Annotated in this window: 9 protein-coding genes and 1 pseudogene; all 10 read right to left on the reverse strand. The window is 65.3% G+C overall.

Annotated features, from left to right (window positions below; translation table 11 throughout):
• Nucleotides 1-166: 166 nt before the first annotated feature.
• The 10 genes and pseudogenes from HOP03_02240 to sufT all read right to left on the reverse strand — a co-directional run bounded on the left by HOP03_02240 (nucleotide 167) and on the right by sufT (nucleotide 21,743).
• Nucleotides 167-2,968, reverse strand: coding sequence for a PKD domain-containing protein (locus HOP03_02240; GenBank protein NOT86982.1), 2,802 nt, complete (start codon nucleotides 2,966-2,968; stop codon nucleotides 167-169).
• A gap of 204 nt (nucleotides 2,969-3,172) precedes the next feature.
• Nucleotides 3,173-5,812 carry a hypothetical protein gene (locus HOP03_02245; GenBank protein ID NOT86983.1) on the reverse strand — a complete coding sequence of 880 codons (2,640 nt, stop codon included), beginning with the start codon at nucleotides 5,810-5,812 and terminating at the stop codon, nucleotides 3,173-3,175.
• A gap of 665 nt (nucleotides 5,813-6,477) precedes the next feature.
• Nucleotides 6,478-8,664: a S8 family serine peptidase gene (locus HOP03_02250; protein NOT86984.1), complete on the reverse strand. Its 2,187-nt coding sequence runs from the start codon at nucleotides 8,662-8,664 to the stop codon at nucleotides 6,478-6,480.
• 564 nt (nucleotides 8,665-9,228) lie between these two features.
• Nucleotides 9,229-12,147, reverse strand: coding sequence for a hypothetical protein (locus HOP03_02255; GenBank protein ID NOT86985.1), 2,919 nt, complete (start codon nucleotides 12,145-12,147; stop codon nucleotides 9,229-9,231).
• Between the two features lie 155 nt (nucleotides 12,148-12,302).
• A complete protein-coding gene (locus HOP03_02260; protein ID NOT86986.1) occupies nucleotides 12,303-13,142 on the reverse strand; it encodes a hypothetical protein in 840 nt (279 codons plus the stop codon).
• Nucleotides 13,143-13,186: 44 nt separating this feature from the next.
• Nucleotides 13,187-15,280 (reverse strand): TonB-dependent receptor, encoded by a 2,094-nt coding sequence (locus tag HOP03_02265; GenBank protein NOT86987.1) that lies wholly within the window; start codon nucleotides 15,278-15,280, stop codon nucleotides 13,187-13,189.
• A gap of 255 nt (nucleotides 15,281-15,535) precedes the next feature.
• The gene (locus HOP03_02270; GenBank protein NOT86988.1) at nucleotides 15,536-15,934 is read right to left on the reverse strand and encodes a hypothetical protein; all 399 of its coding nucleotides are present in this window, start codon (nucleotides 15,932-15,934) and stop codon (nucleotides 15,536-15,538) included.
• A 516-nt stretch (nucleotides 15,935-16,450) separates the two neighbouring features.
• Nucleotides 16,451-17,893, reverse strand: a pseudogene (locus HOP03_02275) (peptidase M4 family protein).
• Between the two features lie 680 nt (nucleotides 17,894-18,573).
• Nucleotides 18,574-20,457 (reverse strand): hypothetical protein, encoded by a 1,884-nt coding sequence (locus HOP03_02280; GenBank protein ID NOT86989.1) that lies wholly within the window; start codon nucleotides 20,455-20,457, stop codon nucleotides 18,574-18,576.
• Nucleotides 20,458-21,191: 734 nt separating this feature from the next.
• Entirely contained in the window at nucleotides 21,192-21,743 is a 552-nt protein-coding gene (sufT, locus tag HOP03_02285; GenBank protein ID NOT86990.1) for a putative Fe-S cluster assembly protein SufT, read from the reverse strand.
• Between the last annotated feature and the right edge of the window lie 76 nt (nucleotides 21,744-21,819).

Here is a 21,819-nt window from a genome sequence, read left to right on the forward strand (position 1 = left end):
AGCGCTGACATGGATTGGCGCGACGATCGATGCGTCTGGATATATTCAACGCATGGCACGCCGCGTGCGGCACGCGGACCACGGCAAAACGTTGATACGACGCATGAAAAAAGGCCCCGGCTTGCACCGGGGCCTTTTCGATATCACGAAATGCAATGACGAAAACTCAGAACGTGATGCTCCAGCTGTCGATACGACCGGTATCGGCATTGGAGTTGTCGTTGACGCGAAGCCTCCAATTGCCGTTCAGCGTTTCGGTCGACAGGTTCACGATGTAGGTCTGGTTGATGTTGTCCGCACTGTTGCCGGTGCGGTTGTGCAGGACGTAAGCGGTACCGTCCGGCGCGATCAGGCTCACCTTCAGGTCGCCGATATAGGTGTGGACGATATTCACCGCCACCGGCGTGTTGATCGGTGCGTTGCCGCTGCGGCCGGTGACCCGGATCGGACTGTTGACGGTTGCGTTGTCGTTGATCGGGTAATCGGTGTTGTTGATGTAGGTCTGCGTACCCGCCGCATTGACCGTCACCGTCGCCGACTTGGCGTTGGTGGCGCCGCTGTTGTCGGTCACGGTCAGCGTAACGGTGTAGGTACCGGACACGCTGTAGGTCTTGATCGGGTTGGCGACCGTCGAGTTGGTGCCGTCGCCGAAGTTCCAGCTGCGCGACGCGATGGTGCCGTCGCTGTCGGTGGAGGTATCGGTGAAGCTCACCGTCAGATCACTCACGGAAGACGTGAAGTTCGCGACCGGCGGCACGTTCGGAACCACCACGGTCACCGCGCTCGACTTGCTGCTGCTGGCGCCGATGTTGTCGGTCACCGTGAGCGTCACCGTGTAGGTGCCGCCAGCCGCGTAGGTCTTGCTCGGATTGGTTGCGGTCGAAGTGGTGCCATCGCCGAAGTTCCAGCTGCGCGACACGATGGTGCCGTCGCTGTCGGTGGAGGTGTCGGTGAAGTTGGCGGTCAACGCGCTGGTGGTGAACGTGAAGTTCGCGACCGGCGGAACGTTGGCCGGCGGCGTGCCGGTGAAGTTCTGTCCGGTGACGTTGGCATCGGCGACGGTCACGCTGCGGCTCGCCGGCGAGAACGTGAAGCCACTGCGCGACGGGGTCAGCGTGTAGGTGCCGTTGGCCACGCCCGACAGCGTGTAGGCGCCGCTGGCATCGGTGATGGTGCTGTTGCTGCCGGTGCCGACGGAGACGCCGCTGATGCCAGCGCCGGCGGCGGTGGCGACCGTGCCGGAGACGGTGTACGTGATCACGCCGCTGCAGTCCGGGAACTTGAAGTCCTGGATGCGCGTCTGCCAGCTGCCGGCCGGACGGTACATGCCGACGAACCAGAACGTGCAGTCGTCGACCGGATCCACCGTCATCTGGTAGTAGTCGCCCCAGCGGCCGGAGGTTTCGACGGCGGCGCCGATGGCGATTTCGTTCTCGCCCAGCGACATCACGCCTGCGGCATCGGACGCCGTGCGGCCGGTGTAACCCAGGGTGGCGAACTTGGTCGGCGTCGATTCCTTGGTGACGTTGTAGGCCATCGCCATGTTGCCGAACTTGTCCATGGCGATCGTGCCCATCAGGTGATGGGTCAGGTTGTCGCCCGGGCTGAACGTGCCTTCCTGGAACAGGGTCCAGGCGCCGGTGCCGACGCGGCGCAGTTCGAACCAGCGTACCGCCGAGTCGACCACGGTGCCGGTGCGGGCCGGATCCTGGTTGGTGGCCAGCGTGCCGGCCAGCACTTCATGCGTGCCCATGTTGCGGTAGACGAGCTGGTTGAGCAGCACTTCGCGGATCGGGTCGAGGCGCGAGGTGGAGCCCGGCTGCGGAACGGTGGCGAACGTCGAATAGTTGCGGAACCAGCTGTTGAACTCGGTGATCGCGATGCGCGGCAGCGTGGTGATGCTGCTGTTCGCGGGCGTGTTCCAGTCGATGTTCATCTCGAACAGTTCGAGGAAATCCTGGGTGCCGTTGGCAGCCGCGCCGTCATGCGCTTCGTCGTCGCGGTGACGGGCGATGATCTGCTTGCGGCCCGCCGGTGCGGCGTTGGTGCCGTAGAACGTGGCCGGGGTGATCATCTGGAAACCGTAACCCGCCATCTCCGGGATGCTGGCGAAGCGCTGCGCCGGACGCGCGGTGGCGCCATTGAGCATGTTCGCGCGATCGTACGCATACATGCTGATCTGCGCGCCGCCTTCGTTGGAGCCGCAAACGTACGCATCGTTCCACACGCCGCAGTGCGGGTAATCGGGCAGCGACGGCGTCGGATAGTTGTACGCCCACCAGCCGCCGGTCACCGGGTCGGAGGTCTTCGACACGTAGGTGCAGAGGTTGGAGCTGTCCAGCGTCAGCATGAACCAGCGGCCGGCCTGACGGTCGTAGAGCACGATCGGGTCGCCGAAATCGCTGGAGCACGCGCTGCCGGCCGGGGCCAACGAACCGAAGGTGATCGGGCCGGCCACCAGGGCGCCCGCCTTGTTGTAGACGTTGAAATAGGTGCCGGAACCGCCGCTGTTCACGGCGTAGATGACGTGGTTGGCGCCGACTTCGACCACCGGGTCGCCGGGGCTGACGCCGGTGTTCGGATTGTTGATGCTGACGCGGCTGCTGATGGCGGCCTTCACGCGCGCACGTGCGCGGTTGCCGGTCGGGCTTTCGTCCCAGAGCTTCTGCAGCTCGGGCAGGCGGTCCGCAGCGGTCGCCTTGTCGGCGGGCGCATGCGGCAGCGTGGTGCCGATCGGCGTGTAGCGGCGACGATGCGCCTCGCGGATGGCCATGCCGGGGGCCCACTCTTTGGCCCTGGGCAGATTGCGCAGATCGGTGTTCATGCTCTGCGGGGTGACCGGCAGTCCGACCTGCGGACGGGTCGTATTGGCCTTGCCACCGGCAGGCGGTGCGGCCATTGCGGCGCAAGGCAACAGCAGCAACAGGGCCGCCGTTTTCAATGCTCCTGTGAATATCGATGATTTCATTGTTGCGCCCTCAATCCATGGATGTAGACAGCAAAGTGTTTTTGAAGCTAAACGCCCGCTAACTGTACTGCCAACCCGACGCCCAATCGTTAAAACTTCGGTGAACCCGGGCCGAGGCAGGGCATGGCGCTGCCGAGGGCCCACTGAAACGAGAAGCCCCGGCGGTGCCGGGGCTTCTCCTGGTCGCTCAGAACACCGTCGGAATCAGAAGGTCACGCTCCAACTGTTGATGTAGCCCACGTCGCCGCCGGCCGCATCCTGCACGCGCAGGTTCCAGGTGCCGTTCAACGCTTCGCTCGAAAGATTCACGTTGTAGGTCGTGTTGATGTTGTCCGTGCTGCCGCCCGTGCGGTTGTGCAGCACATACGCCGAACCGTCCGGCGCGATGAGACTCACCACCAGATCGCCGATGTAGGTGTGCACGATGCTCACCGCCACGGGAACGGCGGTACCGGCATTGCCCGTGCGGCCGGAGACCGTGATCGGGCTGTTCACCGTCGCGTTGTCGCTGATCGTGTAGTCCACGGCATTGGTGTAGGTCGTGCCGCCGCCACCGCCGGTGGTGTAATTGCCGACCAGGCTCACGCCGGAGAAGGTCGAGTAGGCCTTCAGACGGATGTGGTAGGTCCCGGGCGAGGGCGTCGCGAAGGTGCAGGTTTCGGCATTGCCCGATGCGTACGGACGGCAGTCGTAGACCGTGTCCGTCGGCGCGGCATTCCATTTCACGTACATGTCCGCATCGCCGGTGCCGCCGGACATCGTGAAGGTCAGGTTGCTCGCGCCCGTAGGCACCACCATCGTGTAGTTCAGCGAATTGCCGGCGGTCGCCGTCAATCCCGTCACCGGCACGCCATTGCTCAGCACGGTACCGCCGGCCGAAGACGTGGACGCGATCGCGATGGGCGAAGAGCCGCCCACGTTGCCGGCGCCGTCGTAGGCCTGGACGTAATAGCGATACGCAGTGGACGCGGTGAGCCCGGTGTTGCTGTACGGCGGCGCCGCGACGGTGGCGATCTGCGTGAAGGCAGTGCAGCTCGCGCCCGTGCAGCGATGGATCCTGTAACCCGCCAGACCGGAACCGCCGGTGTCGGTGGCCGCCGACCAGTTCAGGTTGATCTGGCTGCTGCCCAGCGCGGTGGCGGAGAGGCTGCCCACCGTGCTCGGCGGCGTGGTGTCGACCACGGCCGTGCCGGTGAAGTTCTGCGCGGTGACGTTGGCGCCGCTGACGGTGACGCTGCGCGTGGCCGGCGTGAAGCTGTAGCCGCCCAGCGACGGGGTCAGCGTGTAGATGCCGTTGACCACGCCCGACAGCGTGTAGGCGCCGCTGGCGTTGGTCGTGGCGCTGCCGCTGCCGTTGCTGACGGTCACGCCGTTGATGCCGGCGCCGGCCGACGTGGTGACGGTACCGGAGATGCTGAAGGTCGGCGTGCTGCCGCCGATGCCGTCCAGCGTCTGCGCACCGGTGCCGCCGGCATCCAGCCAGTTGCTCAACCGGGTGCTGCTGGTGCCGCCGCCCGTCCAGGACACCGAGACGCGGCCGTAGTAGTCGGCCTTCGACGTGTCCGCGACCGTGCATGAGGACGGCCCGCCGTGCAATTGGCCGATGACGCGCTTCTCGGGGCTGAACAGCGGCGATCCCGACGATCCGCCTTCGGTCACGCCGATGCCCGGAATCCAGCGCGCGAAGATGTGCGAGCCGTCGCCGGGCGAGGTCGGATTGGCGTTGGCGCCGTCGTAGCTGGTGGTCCGCGTCGCGGTCGTCGAATGGCTGATGCGCTTTTCGCCGGCATTGGGATGATGGATGCCGGTCGCACCGGTGAAATCGATGCTGCGGCGATCCCATCCGTTCCAGAACAGGTTGTACTCGGCGGGTGCCGGGTCATCGAGTTCGACCAGGCTGAAATCGCTCGGAGCAGAGGATGCGCGGAAGAACGCACCGGTCAACGCCTGGGTGAGCACGCCATCGCCGTCCTGTCCGTTGGCGGCGCTGCCGACCACGCGGCAGAACGAGTTCTGGTAGTTCCAGTACGTCACCAGCGACGCCGCGGTCGACGCGGTGATGCCGCAGTGGTTCGCGGTAAGGAAGTACATCTTCCGATCGTTGGCGGTGTTGTTGATCAGGCTGCCGGTGCAGAAGATGCTGCCGCCGGTGGAGATCGCCGACACCGAACGGATCTGGTCGCGCCAGGCATCGCCCTCGGCGCACACAACGTCGACGTTGCAGCTGCCGGAGGTACCGAGCGGACCGATCGCATTGCGCCGGCCGGCCGCGAGCCGCCGGAAGCCGACGTAATCGTGGCCGACCTGGGCAAGACGCAGGCGCAGTTCGCTCTGCCTGGCGCGCGGCACGATCACTTCAATCACCGCCTGGTCGCCCGAAATCACCGGCGTCCACAGCTGGCCATGCGCTTCGTTGTCGGCCGAGGAAAAGGCGCGCACTTCGCCGGAAGCGGAGGTCGGCGTCTGCGCGGCGGGATAGACCAGCAGGCGTCCGCCTGCGGGCATCCGGTACTCGCTGAAACCGAAATTGAGCGACAGCGCGCCCGGGGACGACATCCGCAGGCGCCAGACCATGTTGTCCGCATCCAGGACTTCCCAGACGCCGGCCGTGTCGGGCGTGAGGTCCACGCGCATCGGCTGCGCGTAGCGCATGGGCAGGCCGTTGGTTTCGCGCTGCCTGTCCTCGACGATCAGGCGCGTGACGTCGACAGCGGGCATCTGCCTGACTTCCACGCTGGACAGGGGTTGGATCGCGTAGTCGAAACTCGCGGGTCTTGCGGTGGGCGCTGCATGCGCGCCGAGGGACACGGCGCACAACAGCAGGGCGTAACCCATTCCTTTCATGTCGCATACTCCTGTATGGGTGAGTCGCCTCGTCCGTGCGCAAAGCGATGATGCGATTGCGCGAGCCGGGCGAAGCGGGTCGAAACATGGGCCGGCATTCGGGGGATCCACGGGAAGCGGCTGCGGCGGGATCGATACGACGACGCGAACCCTGCGGGTTGCATGCCTTCCGGTCGCGCGTGTTGCCGACGCTTCCCTGCCTTGGCCTGCGCCGGAACGAACCGCAGGACGCTGATCGCAACTCCACCGCATGGGAGAAACCGCGAAACGCGCCTGCCGTTACGACGTCGGGCCGCCACCCTGCCGGGAGGGCGGCGCGGCACCGTTACCCTATCAGCGGACCATGACGTTGCAAGCGCGCAAAACCACGTTCCATCACAGATTGGAAACGCAGTCCATGGCGGCCCGCTGTTATTGCATTGCAGCACGCAGGGATATCGCGCGCGGTGGCGCACACGCCTGGCCGCGCGTGTGGTCGATGCGTGCTGCGGACGCCGGCACAACGCACCAACATCTCAAGCCATTCCATTCAAGCCATTCCATCAGAAGGAACTCGTCGCCGATGGAAGCGCCCGGATCGAACCTGTCTTGCAGGCGATATGCCGCTCGCCTGAAAAAAAGCGAACCCCTCCCCGCCAACAGCGGGGAGGGGTCGCGTCAGCGCATCAGAACGTCACGCTCCAACTGTTGATGTAACCCACGTCGCCGCCGGCCGCATCCTGCACGCGCAGGTTCCACGTGCCGTTCAACGCTTCGCTGGAAAGATTCACGTTGTAGGTCGTGTTGATGTTGTCCGCGCTGCCGCCCGAACGGTTGTGCAGCACATACGCCGAACCATCCGGCGCGATGAGACTCACCACCAGATCGCCGATGTAGGTGTGCACGATGCTCACCGCCACCGGCGTGCTGGCCAGACCGTTGCCGGTACGGCCGGACACCGTGATCGGGCTGTTCACCGTGGTGTTGTCGCTGATCGCGTAGTCCGTGGTGTTGGTGTACGTCTGCCCACCGCCACCGCCGCCGGTCGTGTAATTGCCGACCAGGCTCACGCCCGAGAACGTCGAGTAGGCCTTCACGCGCACATGGTACGTACCGGCGGACGGCGCCGCGAAGGTGCAGGTCTCGGCATTGCCGCCGAGGTACGGACGGCAGTCGTACACCGTGTCGGTCGGCGCAGCGCCGAACTTCACGTACATGTCGGCATCGCCGGTGCCGCCGGACATCGTGAACGTCAGGTTGGTCGAGCCCGCAGGCACCGCCATCGTGTAGTTCAGCGAGTTGCCGGTGGTCGCGGTCAAGCCGGTGACCGGCACGCCCTTGGTCAGCGTGGTGCCACCACCGCCGCCCGCAGTCGTCGTGGCCGATGCGGTGGCCGAGTAGCCGCCGTTGTTGCCGGCACCGTCATAGGCACGCACGCGATAGCTGTAGCTGGTCGACGCGGCAAGGCCGGTATTGGCGAACGTGGTGGCCGCCGTGGTGCCGATCTGGGCGAAATTGGTGCAGCCCGCGCCCGCACAGCTCTCGATCTTGTAGCCGGCCAGACCGGATCCGCCGGTATCGGTGGCGGCCGACCAGCTCAGGTTGATCTGCGCGCTGCCCGATGCGGCGGCACCCAGGCCAGCGACCGTGCTCGGTGGCGTGGTGTCGACCGGTGCGGTGCCGCCCAGGGTGTAGAGCAGGCGGTTCGGTGAGCCGGTACCGGGATTGCCGACAACGCCCGCAGTGGCCGATGTGTTCAAGGCATTCGTGACTTGCGCCGGCGTCGCCGCCGGATTGCTCGCCAGATACAGCGCCGCGCCGCCGGCCACGTGCGGAGACGCCATCGACGTGCCGCTGATGGTGTTGGTCGCGGTGGTGCTGGTGTACCACGCCGAGGTGATCGACGAACCCGGCGCGAAGATATCCACGCAGGTGCCGATGTTGGAGAACGACGAGCGCGCATCGGTGTTGGTGGTCGAACCGACGGTGATCGCCGATGGCGCGCGCGCGGGCGACTTGGTGCACGCATCGCTGCCGTTGTCGTTGCCCGCAGCGACCACGACCGTGACGTTCGCGGCGGTCATGCGCGCGACCGCATCGTCGACGGTCTGCGCGGCACCGCCGCCCAGGCTCATGTTGGCCACGGCGGGCAGGATGCGATTCTGCGCGACCCAGTCCATACCGGCGATCACGCCGGCATTGGTGCCCGAGCCGGTGCAGCCGAGCACGCGGACGGGGTGGATGGTCACGCCCTTGGCCACGCCGTAGATCGTACCGCCGACGGTGCCGGCGACGTGGGTCCCGTGGCCGTGGCAGTCGTTGGCATTGCCGCCGGTGGTGACCGCATCGAAGCCGTTGCCCATGCGACCGGTGAATTCGGTGTGGGTCAGCAGCACGCCCGTGTCGATGATGTAAGCGTGAACGCCGGACGCAGTGGTGTCGTAGGTGTAGCTGTTGCTCAACGGCAGATTGCGCTGGTCGACGCGATCGAGACCCCAGGTCGCGGGGCTCTGGGTCGCGTCGATCGTGATGACGCCGTTCTCTTCGATGTAGGCGACGCGCGGATCGGCGAGCAGGCGCGCGAGCGCGGCATCGTCGGCTTTCGCCACGAAACCGCGCAGTACATGACTGAAGCTCCTGACGACCTGGGCACGATGGGTCGCGGCGATCTGATTGGCGACGGACGGAACGCGTGCGCGGCTCGTGGACTCCGTGGCGAGGCTGGCGGACTGTTCCTTGAGCACGACGATGTATTCGTCGGGCACGGGATTGCGGACGGTGCGGAAGTCGGCGGAAAACGCGGACATCGGCGTACCGATGGCAATGAGGGTGACGCCGATCGCGGCGGACAGCAGTGACATTCGACGGTTCACGATAGCTCCTTGACTTTGGGTCGTGTGAGAACTCCGGATGATGCGCCGTGCGAAAGACGCGGCGCATGTGACGCGGATCCGGCAACCAGACGGAACGGATGCGAGCCCGTTCGCCGTTTGCGTTGCCCCCCGTTCGGTGTCGCGACGATGGCGAAACCCCGATCCGCGCCCGAACCCTATGCGAGTTTCGCCGGCCGGGCAAGCTGCATTGCGAAATGCGGAAAACGCCTGAAAAAACCGATTCCACATCGCATGGCGCACTCGGCGGAATGTGCATGATCTTGAACATCGCGCAGCGCGACCGTTGCGCGAAACATCGCGGAAAACGTTTTCCGCCGCGTCTATCGCATCGGGCGCGCGCAACGACGACATTCGCCCGAACAGTATTTTCAACATGTCGGCGGCAACCGCGGCGCCGCGCGTCGAAGGACCGCGCGCGACAGGACGCACATGCAGCATCGGCATGCGCGAACGGTCGCGGCGAACGCGGTATCGAAGCCCAAAAAAAGAAGCCCCGGCAGTGCCGGGGCTTCGTGTCGCAATATCAGGTTCGGATCGCAGGGATCAGAACGTGATGCTCCAGCTGTTGAGCGTGCCGGTGTCGCCGGACGCATTGTCGTTCACGCGGAGATTCCACGTGCCGTTCAACGGTTCGGTCGACAGATTGACGCTGAAGGTCTGGATGATGTTGTCGGTGCTGCCACCGGTGCGGTTGTGCAGCACGTAGATGCTGCCGTCCGGCGCCACCAGGTCCACCTTCAGGTCGCCCTTGTAGGTGTGCGTGATGTTCACCGCGACCGGCACCGCAGTACCGGCGTTACCGGTACGACCGGACACCGTGATCGGACTGTTGATCGTGGCGTTGTCGGCGATGGCGAACGGCGTGGTGTTGCTGTAGGTCGTCGTACCGCCGCCGCCACCCGTCGTGTAGTTGCCGACCAGGCTGACGCCAGCGAAGGTCGCGTAGGCTTTCAGACGGACGTAGTAGGTTCCGGCCGTCGGCGCCGCGAAGGTGCAGGTCTCGGCATTTCCGCCCAGGAACGGACGGCAATCGTACACGGTGTCGGTCGGCGCGGCGCCGAGCTTCACGTACATGTCGACGTCGCCGGTACCGCCGGAGGTCGTGAACGTCAGGTTGGTCGAGCCCGCGGGCACCACCATCGTGTAGTTCAGCGAAGCGCCCGTGGCCGCACCCAGACCGGTCACCGGAACGCCCTTGGTCAGCGTGGTGCCGCCGGCAGCGGAGGTGGTGGCCGTCGCGGTGGCCGAATAGCCGCCGTTGTTGCCGGCACCGTCGTAGGCGCGCACGCGATAGCTGTAGCTCGTGGACGCGGTCAGGCCGGTGTTGGCGTACGTGGTGGCCGTGGTGGTCGCGATCTGCGCGAAGGCGGTACAACCCGCGCCCGAGCAGCTCTCGATCTTGTAACCGGCCAGGCCGGAACCACCGGTGTCGGTCGCCGCGGCCCAGCTCAGGTTGACCTGGCTGCTACCAGATGCAGTCGCGGTCAGACCGGTCACCGTGCTCGGTGCCGTGGTGTCGACCACCGCTGCGCCGGTGAAATCCTGCGCGGTGACGTTGGCGCTGCTGACGGTCACGCTGCGGGTCGCCGGCGTGAAGGTGTAGCCGCCCAGTGACGGGGTCAGCGTGTAGGTGCCGTTGACCACGCCCGACAGGGTGTAGGCACCGGTGGCGCTGGTGGTGGTGCTGTTGCTGCCGTTGCTGACCGTGACGCCGTTGATGCCAGCACCAGCGGAGGTGGTGATGGTGCCGGAGATCGTGTAGGTGGTCACGCCGCCGCAGGCCGGGAACTTGAAGTCCTGGATGCGCGTCTGCCAGCTGCCGGCCGGACGGTACATGCCGACGAACCAGAACGTGCAGTCGTCGACCGGGTCCACCGTCATCTGGTAGTAGTCGCCCCAGCGGCCGGAGGTTTCGACCGCAGCGCCGGCCGCGACTTCGTTTTCGCCCAGCGACATCACGCCGGCCGGATCGGCGGCGGTGCGGCCGGTATAGCCGAGGGTCGGGAACTTGGTCGTCGCGGTGGTCTTGGTGACGTTGTAACCCAGCGCGATGTTGCCGAACTTGTCCATCGCAGCGGTGCCCATCAGGTGATGGGTGCTGGTGTCGCCCGGGCTGAAGGTGCCTTCCTGATGCAGCGTCCAGGCGCCGGCGCCGACGCGGCGCAGTTCGAACCAGCGCACGCCGGAGTCGACCACGGTGCCGGTACGGGCAGCGTTCTGGTTCGTCGCCAGGGTGCCGACGATCGCTTCGTGCGTGCCCATGTTGCGGTACACGAGCTGGTTCAACAGCACTTCGCGGATCGGGTCGAGCTTCGAGGTCGAACCCGGCTGCGGCACGGTCGCGAAGGTCGAATAGTTGGTGAACCAGCTATTGAACTCGGTGATCGCAACGCGCGGCAGCGTGGTGATGCTGCTGTTCGCCGGGGTGTTCCAGTCGAGGTTCAGTTCGAACAGCTCGATGAAGTCCTGGGTGGCGTTGGCGGCTGCGCCGTCATGCGCTTCGTCGTCGCGATGACGGGCGATGAGCTGCTTGCGACCGGCCGGTGCGGCGGCGGTGCCGTAGAAGGTCGACGGGGTCAGGATCTGGAAGCCGTAGCCCGCCATTTTGCTGATCGTCTGGAAACGCTGCGCAGCGCGCGCGGTGGCGCCGTTGAGCATGTTGGCGCGGTCGAACGCGTACAGCGTGACCTGGGCGTTGCCTTCGTTGGTGGCGCAGACGTAGGCGTCGTTCCAGATGCCGCAATGCGGGTAGTCCGGCATGGTCGGCGTGGCGTAGCTGTAGAACCACCAGCCGCCGGTCACCGGGTCGGACGTCTTCGAGACGAAGGTGCAGACGCCCAGATCGTCCATGGTCAGCATGAACCAGCGGCCGGCCTGACGGTCGTAATGGACCAGCGGATCGCCACGATCGGCGGTGCAGGAATTACCTGCGGGCGCCAGCGAACCGAACGAGGTCGGGCCGGACAGCAGGGTGCCGGCCTTGTTGTAGACCTTGAACGTGGTCGAAGCGCCGTTGACCGCATAGATCACGTGATTCGCGCCGACTTCCACCACCGGGTCGCCGGGGCTCACGCCGGTATTCGGGTTGTTGATGCTGACGCGGCTGGTGGGAACAGCCTTGGCACGGGCCGCGCGCGGCGACTCGTCCCACAGCTTCTGCAGTTCGGGCAGGCGGTCCGATGCGGTCGCCTTGCTCGCCGGCGCGTGCGGCAGCACGCTGCCGATCGGGCGGTACTGGCGGCGATGCGCTTCGCGGATGCCCATGCCCGGGCTCCACGGCGCTGCCTTCGGCAGGTTGCGAAGGTCGACGTTGATGCTTTGCGGGGTGACGGGCTGTCCGATCTGCGGACGGCCGGGATTGGTCGCCTTGCCGCCCGTGGGCGGTGCGGCCATGACGGCGCACGGCAGCAGCAGCATGATCGCCGCCGCTTTCAGAGCGCCTTTGAATGTCGTTCGTTTCATTGCTGAATCCTCAACACATGAATGTGGTTTTACGGAATCGCCCGGTGTGGGTGGATCTTTACCTGGCGAACACTTTTTTGAAGCAGACACGACAACATGCGGCGTCTCGTTCCGGCGGCGGTCGTCCTGCACCGTCGCATGGAATCGGACGACGCTTATTCGGGATCGACGAATACGCCCTTGCGTATCACGCGCACTTCGCCCACCAGACTTTCCAATACGACCTGCGCCCTGTCCTTGCCGGATTTGGGCTTGCCGATCACGGCGGTCGCGACCTTGTTCGGCTCCTTGCCATCGTGGTGCACGATCGTCAGCGAGTAATCGGTCGCGAACTGGTTCGAGGTCGACAAGGTCGCTTCCACATCGATCTTGTCGCTGACGATGATGGCGACGTTGCCGGTCCGGCTGGTCATGCGCTGCACCGAGCCGGGGCGGGCGCTGCTGTCGCTCAGCGAGACCTCGATCTTGCCTTCGCCGGTCCGCGCCTGCACGGTGCCCTCGGTACCGCGCACCGCGATATCGCCGGTGTCGGTGCCCAGATCGATGTCGCTCTTGAGGCCACGGCTCTCGATCGAGCCAAAACCAGTGCGCACGGTGAGCGGATGATCCTTGGGAACGTACAGCACCAGATCGATGCGCTGGCCCTGGGCGAGCGCTATGCCATCCGGCAGCTTCGGGGCGACTTCGAAACGACCCTCGCGCGCCGCGGGCGTGAAGACGATCGTTGCGGCGCCGTCGGGCTGCTGCACGGTCGAGCGGATATCGAGCTGGTCTTCATAGCCGCCGAAGCGCAGGTAGACGCTGCCATAGGCATTGTCGACCTGGATCGCCTGCCCTGCGGGCAGCTTGAAACTGTCGTCGCGGCGCAAAGGTTCGTCCATCGTCTGCGCCTCTTCCTGCGGATTTTCCGCAGCCAGCAGCGATGGCGATGCCGCCATGCCGGCGAAGGCAGCGCAGGCGAGGATCGAAACGGACAGGAGCGAATGGAACTTCATCGATGCGGATCTCTTGGACATGATCGAAAGGGATTCAAAGGGTTTCAGAAGCGGTAGTCGACGGTGACGATGAAGTTGCGTCCCGGTTCGTCGAGACCGGAGCCATGTTCGCGGTAATGCCTGTCGGCGAGATTCTCGGCGCGCAGCGACAGCTCGAACGCGGAGCTGACCCGCCACGAGACGCGTGCATTCAAGGTCGCCCAGCCGGCGGTGCCGGCGGGATTGATGCGCGGATCGATGAGGTCGCGCTCGCTGAGGCGGGTCTGTCCCGAGGCGTAGAACGCATAGGCTTCCAGACCCAGCGTGTCGCGCACCTGCCAGCGCGCGCCGAGTTTGCCGAACAGCGGCGGGATGCGATCGGCCGGCATCGTGCCGGTGTCGGTGTCCTCGTCGCCGCGCGTATGGGTGGCGGTGGCGTAGAGCTCCAGATCGGGCGACGGCATGCGATAGCGCGCGCCGGCCTCGATGCCCCACAGCTCCTGCCGCGCGACATTGCGGTTCTGCACTTCCAGCGCGCCGTCGACGACATTGCCGGTGAGCACGCTGGTGATCTTGTCGCGATACTGCGAGCGGAACGCGATCAGTTCGCCGCTGAAGGTTTCGGTGCCGAACTTCACGCCGGCGTCGAAGCTGGTGACGTACTCGGGTTCGAGATCCGGATTCGGCGCGCTGTAGCGGTTGCCCGGGCGCGGCCCGAAGACGCCGAGATCGAAGATGTTCGGCGCGCGGAAACCGCGTCCGAGATTGGCGACCAGGCGCACATCGTCCGACAGCTCGAACGCCATGCCGACGTTGCCGGTGAAATCGTCCGGGGTCAGCGAAACGCCGGGGGTGGTGCCGAGGGCCGGAATCGAAATATCGAAACGGCTGTAGCGCGCGCCGTAGTTCAGATCGAAGCGGCCGTGACGCCAGTCGTCGCCGGCATAGACCGCCCAGCCGTCCATCCGCGAACCGTCGGGAAAACGCGGTGCGCGCTCGCTGAAGGCGCCGGTATTGATGTTGACGCGGGTCTTCGACGAATCCACCTCGTCGCGGTAGTACTCGAAACCGTAGCTCAGGTGGTGCGCGCTGCCGATGTCCTTGCCGAACTGCCCGGATACGCCGGTGGTGGTGTCGCGGTTGAGTTCGGTTTCGAGATTCGGCGTGCCGGTGGCGCGGGTGAGCCGGTCGTCGACCATCTTCTGCCGGCCCAGATGCAGTTCGCCGTTGTCGAACAGCGCATTGGGGTTGTCGATGCGCCAGCGCAGCTGCGCGAACCGGCGCTGCTGCGGTTTGAAGAAGAACACCGCATTGTCCGGCGCGGTCTGGCCGAACCCCGGCACCAGTGCGTCGTGACGCGGCGTGCGCGGCTGTTCGGAATACTGCAGGCTCAACATCAATTCATGGCCCGGCGCGATGTCGGCCTGCCACTTGAAATCGGCGCTGCGCTGGGTGAATCCGGTGAACGGCCGGGTCTTGCCGTCGCCGCTGCGCATGTCGTTCACTTCCTGCGAGGTCAGGCCCAGCGAGAACGCCATGCCCGCACGGCCGCCCTTCACCTCGGCGCGACCGATCAGCGAATCGTCGGCGCTCGCGGCGATCGCGCGCAGCCGTCCGTCCCACTGCCACGCATCGCCTTCGAAATTCAATTCGGGGGTGAGCATCTGCACCACGCCGCCCATCGCGTCGCCACCGTAGAGCGTGCTGGACGGGCCGCGCACCACTTCGATGCGATCGAGGCTCTGGCCGTCGACCAGGGCGATGTACTGGTTCGGCGCGTTGCGGAAAATCGAGTTGTTGAGACGGAAGCCGTCCACGAGGTGCAGCACTTCCGAACCCTTGAGGCCACGCACGATCACCACGCCCTGCCCGGGCGTGGTCTGTTGCACAAACGTACCGACTTCGCCATGCAGCGCATCCATCGGCGTCTGCGGCGCGATTTCGCGCAGGCGCGCACCGCCGATCGTGGTGATCGCCGCCGGCACATCCAGCGTGGACTCCGGGCGCTTGGTCGCGGTGACCTGCACCGTGTCGAGACAGACGACGTCGCCATCGCGGCAACGCTCGCTGGTTTCACCGGTGGTTTCGGCCGCGAGGGCTTCGCCGTTGGCAAGGGAAAGCACGGCAAACGCTGCCGCAAGAATGACGCTTTTACGCATGTTCTGATGGATCCCTGGAATCAAGAATAGTCAGCGAATTCACTGCAGATCGTTCCAGACACCCGCCGCAATCCATCCGGCCAGGCATCCTGAATCGCAAAAACCACACAAAAGCGAACCCCTCCCCGCCGATGGCGGGAAAGGGTCGCGTGATCGCATCCATGCGTACCGTCCAACGTATCGCTCGCGTCGAACAGGCGGTGTATCGAAAAACACCGGCGCCCCCTGCCCCGAAGGACCGGGGGCGCCGATCCGTTACGGCGAGATCGTCGCCTTCAGGCTGACGCCCGAGAATGCGGCGTAACCACGGACACGCACGTAGTACGTGCCTGCAGCCGGCGCATTGAAGGTGCAGGTCTCGGTATTGCCACCGGAGTACGGGCGGCAGTTGTACGCCGTGGTGGTCGGCGCGCTGCCGATCCGCACGTACATGTCCGCATCGCCGGTACCGCCGGAGATGGTGAACACCGCACTGGTCTTGCCGGCCGGAACCACGATGGTGTACGTCGACGACCAGGCATTCTTGGCCACCGACGGCAGCGCCACCGCGACGCCGTTGCAGAGCACCAGGCCACCGCAGCTCGTGCTGGACACCGCGACCGAAGCGGTCTTGGTGCTGCTCAGGCCGCCCGCGTCCGTCACCGTCTCCGTCACCGTGTAGGTGCCGGCGGCCGTGTAGGTCTTGGTCGGGTTGGTCGCGGTCGAAGTGGTGCCATCACCGAAGTTCCAGCTGCGGCTGGTGATGTTGTTCTGCGCATCCGTCGAGGTGTCGGTGAAGGTCGCGGTCAGGCCATTGGTGGTGAACGTGAAGTTCGCCGTCGGGGCGGTGTTGCTGCCCGCTCCGGTGTAGCTGCCGACCAGACTGACGCCGGAGAACGCCGAGTAGCCCTTCAGCGCGACGTAGTACGTACCTGCCGACGGCGCTGCGAAGGTGCAGGTTTCGGCATTGCCGCCGGTATACGGACGGCAGTCGTAGACGGTGTCGGTCGGCGCAGCGCCGAACTTCACGTACATGTCGGAATCGCCGGTGCCGCCGGAGGTGGTGAACGACAGGTTGGTCGCGCCAGCGGGTACCACCAGCGTGAAGTTCCGGTAGGCACCGGTCGCAGCGGAAATGCCGGTCTCCGGCACGCCATTGGTCAGTGCGACCGGCGGCGGCGGCGGCGGCGGCGCGGCACCGCAGGCGACGCCGACCGCCGTGAACGCGGAGGTGACGTCAGCCTTGGTGTAGCCCAGGTCGAGGGCGGCGGTTTCGACACCGCAGGCGCCCTGGTTGAAGTCGGTGCTGGCGGTCCAGTACAGGTCGTTCGCGCGGGCGAACACCTGGAACGCTTTCTGCGTGTTCCAACCGGCCGTGGTGGCCAGCGTGTAGAACGCCTTGTTGTAGACGCCCGACGAGTAATGCACGTCGATGCCGGCGTAGTAATCGGCCGCATTGCCGATGGACGAACCGTCCTGCGGCGGGTTGGCCATGTAGCGCAGCGCGCCGGTGCCCTTGAAGATCTGCGCGCCGACCAGGAAGTCGTTCGTACCGTTGTTGTAGTACTCGGCCGCTTCACCCGCGATGTCCGAGAACGCTTCGTTGATGCCGCCCGACTGGCCGGAATAGATCAGCCCGGAATTCTGCTCTGTGTAACCGTGCGAGACTTCGTGCGCGGCCACATCGAGGCTGACCAGCGGATAGAACGTGGTCGCGCCGTCGCCGAAGGTCATCGCCGAGCCGTCCCAGAATGCATTTTCGTAGTTCGTGCTGTAGTGCACGCGCATCGTCAGCTGGAACGTCAGCGGGGCCTGGCTCATGTACGCCTGGTACATGTTGAAGATCACGCCGCCGAAAAAGTGCGCGTCGTTCAGCGGCGAGAACGCACCGTTGATCACCTTCACCGTGTTGCGCGGGCAGGTGTACGAGAACGCGGTCGTGCCGGTGGTGGCGCCGTTGAGGTTCACCGTCTTCACGTTGGTGTTGTTCATGGTGCACGTGGTGCCCGACTGGGTCACGTCCATGAAGCCGAAGTTGGTGCCGTATTCGTACTGGCCGGTCTTGGCGTTGCCGCCGGGGCCGGTGCCGACCAGCGCATGCTGCAGGTTGTTCCACTGCTTCAGCACGCGGCCGTTTTCGGCATCGACGATCACCAACGGCCGCATCGGCGCGCCGCCGTTGCGCGTATCGGCGAAATACGACACCACGTACGCCTTGCGCGCGTTGCCGTTGTCGTCGATGTGGATCATCAGCTGCGATTTCTCGGCAGCGGTACGCATGAAACCGATGCGATTGCCGAGGCCGGCGCTCTTGCCGATGGCCAGCGCGCTGTTGCTGCTCAGGCGCGGGCGGCCGGCAGTGATTTCGCTGGCCAGGCCGGTGACCTTGCGGCCGAACAGGGTGCGGACATTGCCGCTTTCGTCTTCATTGACGATGACGTGCTCGCCGAAGATCGGCAGGCCACGGAAAGTCTGCTGGTAGCGGTGGTTGCGCACGCCCTGGCTGGTCTTGCGATCGAGCAGGAACAGGCGCGAATCGGCGTCCAGGCCGAGCGCTTGTTCATGGCGGCTGTGTGCCATGGCCACAGCACCGGACGCGGCGATGGCGGCATTGCTTTGCTTGACCCGGGCCATGTCCTCGCGATGGAGGTCGGCGCGACCGGCAGCCGAAGCACCGTTGGCGAACAGGGCCAGCGCGGTCGCGGCGGCCAGAACATTCAGATTGCGGTATCGATTCACTCACTCTCTCCCTGACGCATGTGATGGATTGAAAGACTGCTTTGGCAGTTGCCCCCGCATCCGCTGACACGCAAAACTCCACTCCAACGCACCTGAAGGCGTCTGTCAGAGCCAAGGCATGCCAAACGGCGTCACTCTCAGATCCCCCTGTTGAGTGACTGAACCGACCCTAAGCGGAACTGACGTGCTGCGTCAACTGTTGACCCTCGCCATCCGTACGCCGTCGTCTGGAAGACGACAGGCTGTCAAAGAAAACGTGATTCCCATGGCCAAAGCTGAGACCGGCTTCACGGTCTGAAACCGCTGTCGTCTCGCTGCATACGATTTCTATTGCGCCGCAGCATGCGCTTGCGCCGATTTCGCTTGCCCGCTTCGCGGCGCCAGCATCCCGTGCAGGGCTCAGCGCGGACACGCCAGCGGTGCCCGGCCCATCGTCGTGACATCCACCTCCGCGCGCTCCGACCCACGCAGCGCAAAAAAAGAGTCCCGGCCAGGCCGGGACTCTCGGATGGAACAACCACATGCGACGAACCATCACCCGACTGCCGCCAAGAGCGGCAGCCGGGTGCGGCGCCTTACGGCGTCCGCGTGGCTTTCAGATTCACGCCCGAATAGGCGGAATATGCGCGCACGTTGATGTAGTACACGCTGCCCGCCGTCGGGTTGGCGAAGGTGCAGGTTTCCGCATTGCCGCCGGTGTACGGACGGCAGGTGTAGAGCGTCGTGGTCGGAGCCGCGCCGAGACGGACATACAGGTCCGCATCGCCGGTACCGCCGGACGTCGCAACCACCAGCTGGGTGGTGCCCGCCGGAATGGTCACGGTGTAGTTCCCCGTCACGTTGCCCGCAGTCGCCGCCGGCAGATTGACGTTGAGCACGACCGTGCCCGTACCGCCGCCACCGCCGCAGGTCGCGCCGACCGCCGTGAAGGCGGAGGTCACGTCGGCCACGGTGTAGCCGAGGTTGGTGGCTGCCGTCTGCACGCCGCACACGCCCTGGTTGAAGTCGGTGCTGGCGGTCCAGTACAGATCGTTCGCACGCGCGAACACCTGGAACGCCTTCTGCGTGTTCCAGCCCGGCTTGGTCGCCAGCAGGTAGAACGCCTTGTTGTACACGCCCGACGAGTAATGCACGTCCATGCCGGCGGTGTAGTTCGAGGTGTGACCGATCGAACGGCCGTCCTGCGGCGGATTCGCCATGTAACGCAGCGCACCGGCGGCCTTGAAGATCTGCGCGCCGACCAGGAAGTCGTTCGTGCCCTTCATGTAGTACTCGGCCGCTTCGCCGGCGATGTCGGAGAACGCTTCGTTGATGCCACCCGACTGGCCCGAGTAGGTCAGGTTCGAGTTCTGCGAGGTGTAGCCGTGCGAGACTTCGTGCGCGGCCACGTCCAGGCTCACCAGCGGATAGAACGTGCTGGCGCCGTCGCCGAAGGTCATCGACGAGCCGTCCCAGAACGCATTCTCGTAGCTGTTGCTGTAATGCACCTTCATCGTCAGCTGGAAGGTCAGCGGCGCCTGGCCCATGTACGCCTGGTACATGTTGAAGATGACCTTGCCGAAGTAATGCGCATCGTTCAGCGGCGAGAACGCGCCGTTGATGACCTTCACCGTGTTGCGCGGGCAGGTGTACGAGAACGCGGTCGTGCCGCTGGTGCCGTGGTTGAGGTTCACGGTCTTCACGTTGGTGTTGTTCATCGTGCACGTGGTGCCCGACTGGGTCACGTCCAGATAGCCGTAGTTGGTGCCGTATTCGTACTGGCCGGTCTTGGCGTTGCCGCCGGGGCCGGTGCCGACGAGGGCGTGCTGCAGGTTGTCGAACTGCTGCAGGATGCGGCCGTTCTCGGCGTCGATGATGACGGTCGGACGGGTCGGCGCGCCGCCGTTGCGGGTATCGGCGAAGTACGACACGACGTACGCCTTGCGGGCGCGGCCGTTGTCGTCGATGTGGATCATCAGATCCGACTTTTCGGCGGAGGTGCGCATGAAGCCCAGGCGGTTGCCCAGACCCGCGGCCTTGCCGATGGCCAGCGCGCTGTTCCTGCTCAGGCGCGGTTTGCCGGCCGGAATTTCGCTGGCCAGGCCGGTGACCTTGCGGCCGAACAGGGTGCTGATGTTGCCGTTGGCGTCTTCATTGACGACGACGTGTTCGCCGAAGATCGGCAGGCCACGGAAGGTCTGCTGGTAGCGGTGGTTGCGCACGTCCAGGCTGGTCTTGCGATCGAGCAGGAACAGGCGCGAATCGGCGTCCAGGCCGAGCGCTTGTTCGTGACGGGAGTGGACCATGCCCGCGACGCCGGCCTTGGCGATGGCGACATTGTTCTGGCTGATCTTGGCCACGTCTTCGCGGTGCAGGTCGGCACGACCTGCCGCCGAAGCGCCGGCGGACACCAGGGCCAGCGCGGTCGCGACGGCCAGTACGTTCAGATGCTGATATCGATTCACTGTAGCTCTCTCCATAGAAGTGATTGAAATGCCGCAGTCGCGGCTTTTTCCCTGTAGTAGGTCGACGCACGAAACGCTCATCGCCGCGACAGATGGGTGGATGCGGAAGATGTGCACGTGAGAAGACGATGTCATCCGGCGAACATGCCCCGACGTGATGACCACAAGACCCTAAACGGAACAAGTACGTCGCGTCAACGACCATCACAAGGTGATGCGCAGACGTCGCACAGGGCGCGACAGACCGTCAAGAAAATGATGTCTTTCCGAAGAAGGTGCGACGCACCTCACAAATACCGCTGCGACGATCGCGTGCATCGCCGCATGCATTGCTGTCGTGCAGCACCTCCGTGCGCCGAACCGCCATGAACCTGCACACGGATACGCATCCCGTCCGAGATCGGCGGACGGGATGCGGTCATCGTGCCATCAACGCTGGAACCGCATGAGCGACAACAGAATCCACGCAGACCGATCGCATAACCACTGATCGACGCGGGAGCGGAAACGAGGTGGTCCTTCGACGCCACGTTGCACGCGGCGATGCCGATCGTCGGGCTCGGCGGTTTGATCTTCCACAACAGATGGAGCGCCTTCTGCGTGTTCCAACCCGGCGTGTTCCAACCCGGCGTGTTCCAACCCGGCGTGTGCCCGCCCGGCGTGGTCGCCAGCAGATGGAACGCCTTGTTGATGACAATCGACGCCCCGGGCACGACCCGGCGCGCCTGCCGGCCGTCGCTACCCCAGGGTCAGAACATCCCGGTTTCGAGCCGGGCGACCTCGGACATCATGCTGCGGCTCCACGGCGGGTCGAACACCAGCTCGACATCGGCCTCGGTCACGGTCGGGATCATTTCGAGCTTGCCGCGCACGTCGTCGACGAGGATCTCGCCCATGCCGCAGGCCGGGGCGGTGAGGGTCATGCGCACTTCGATCCGGCGCTGGCCGTCGTCGCCGCGAGCCACGGTGGCGTCGTAGACCAGGCCCAGGTCGACGATGTTGATCGGTATTTCCGGGTCGAAACAGGTGCGCAGTTGGGTCCAGACCAGCTTCTCCACTTCCTCGTCGCTGGCGCCCTCGGGCAACTCGATCGGCGGGGGCGGCTCCTTGCCGATGGCGTCGGCGTCCTGCCCGGCGATCCGCATCAGATTGCCTTCGACGAAGACCGTCCAGCTGCCGCCCAGCGCCTGGGTGATGTAGCCGACGCTTCCGGCCGGCAGGGTGACGACATCGCCCGCCGGCACCAGCACGGCGGCGCAATCGCGTTCGAAACGGACGGGTTCACTGCTGCGGGAATACACGTGGGTTCGGGGCGCGGCGAAAAAGTCGCGGATTCAGGCGCTTGGGGTACGCCCATTCTACCGGACTGACTTGTGG

The organism is Lysobacter sp., assembly GCA_013141175.1.
Taxonomy (GTDB): Bacteria; Pseudomonadota; Gammaproteobacteria; order Xanthomonadales; family Xanthomonadaceae; genus Lysobacter_I.

Coding starts and splice junctions, on each gene's coding strand:
- HOP03_02240 (NOT86982.1), bottom strand. CDS start 2,968: ATGAAATCATCGATATTCACAGGAGCATTGAAAACGGCGGCCCTGTTG.
- HOP03_02245 (NOT86983.1), bottom strand. CDS start 5,812: ATGAAAGGAATGGGTTACGCCCTGCTGTTGTGCGCCGTGTCCCTCGGC.
- HOP03_02255 (NOT86985.1), bottom strand. CDS start 12,147: ATGAAACGAACGACATTCAAAGGCGCTCTGAAAGCGGCGGCGATCATG.
- HOP03_02260 (NOT86986.1), bottom strand. CDS start 13,142: ATGAAGTTCCATTCGCTCCTGTCCGTTTCGATCCTCGCCTGCGCTGCC.
- HOP03_02265 (NOT86987.1), bottom strand. CDS start 15,280: ATGCGTAAAAGCGTCATTCTTGCGGCAGCGTTTGCCGTGCTTTCCCTT.
- HOP03_02280 (NOT86989.1), bottom strand. CDS start 20,457: ATGGAGAGAGCTACAGTGAATCGATATCAGCATCTGAACGTACTGGCC.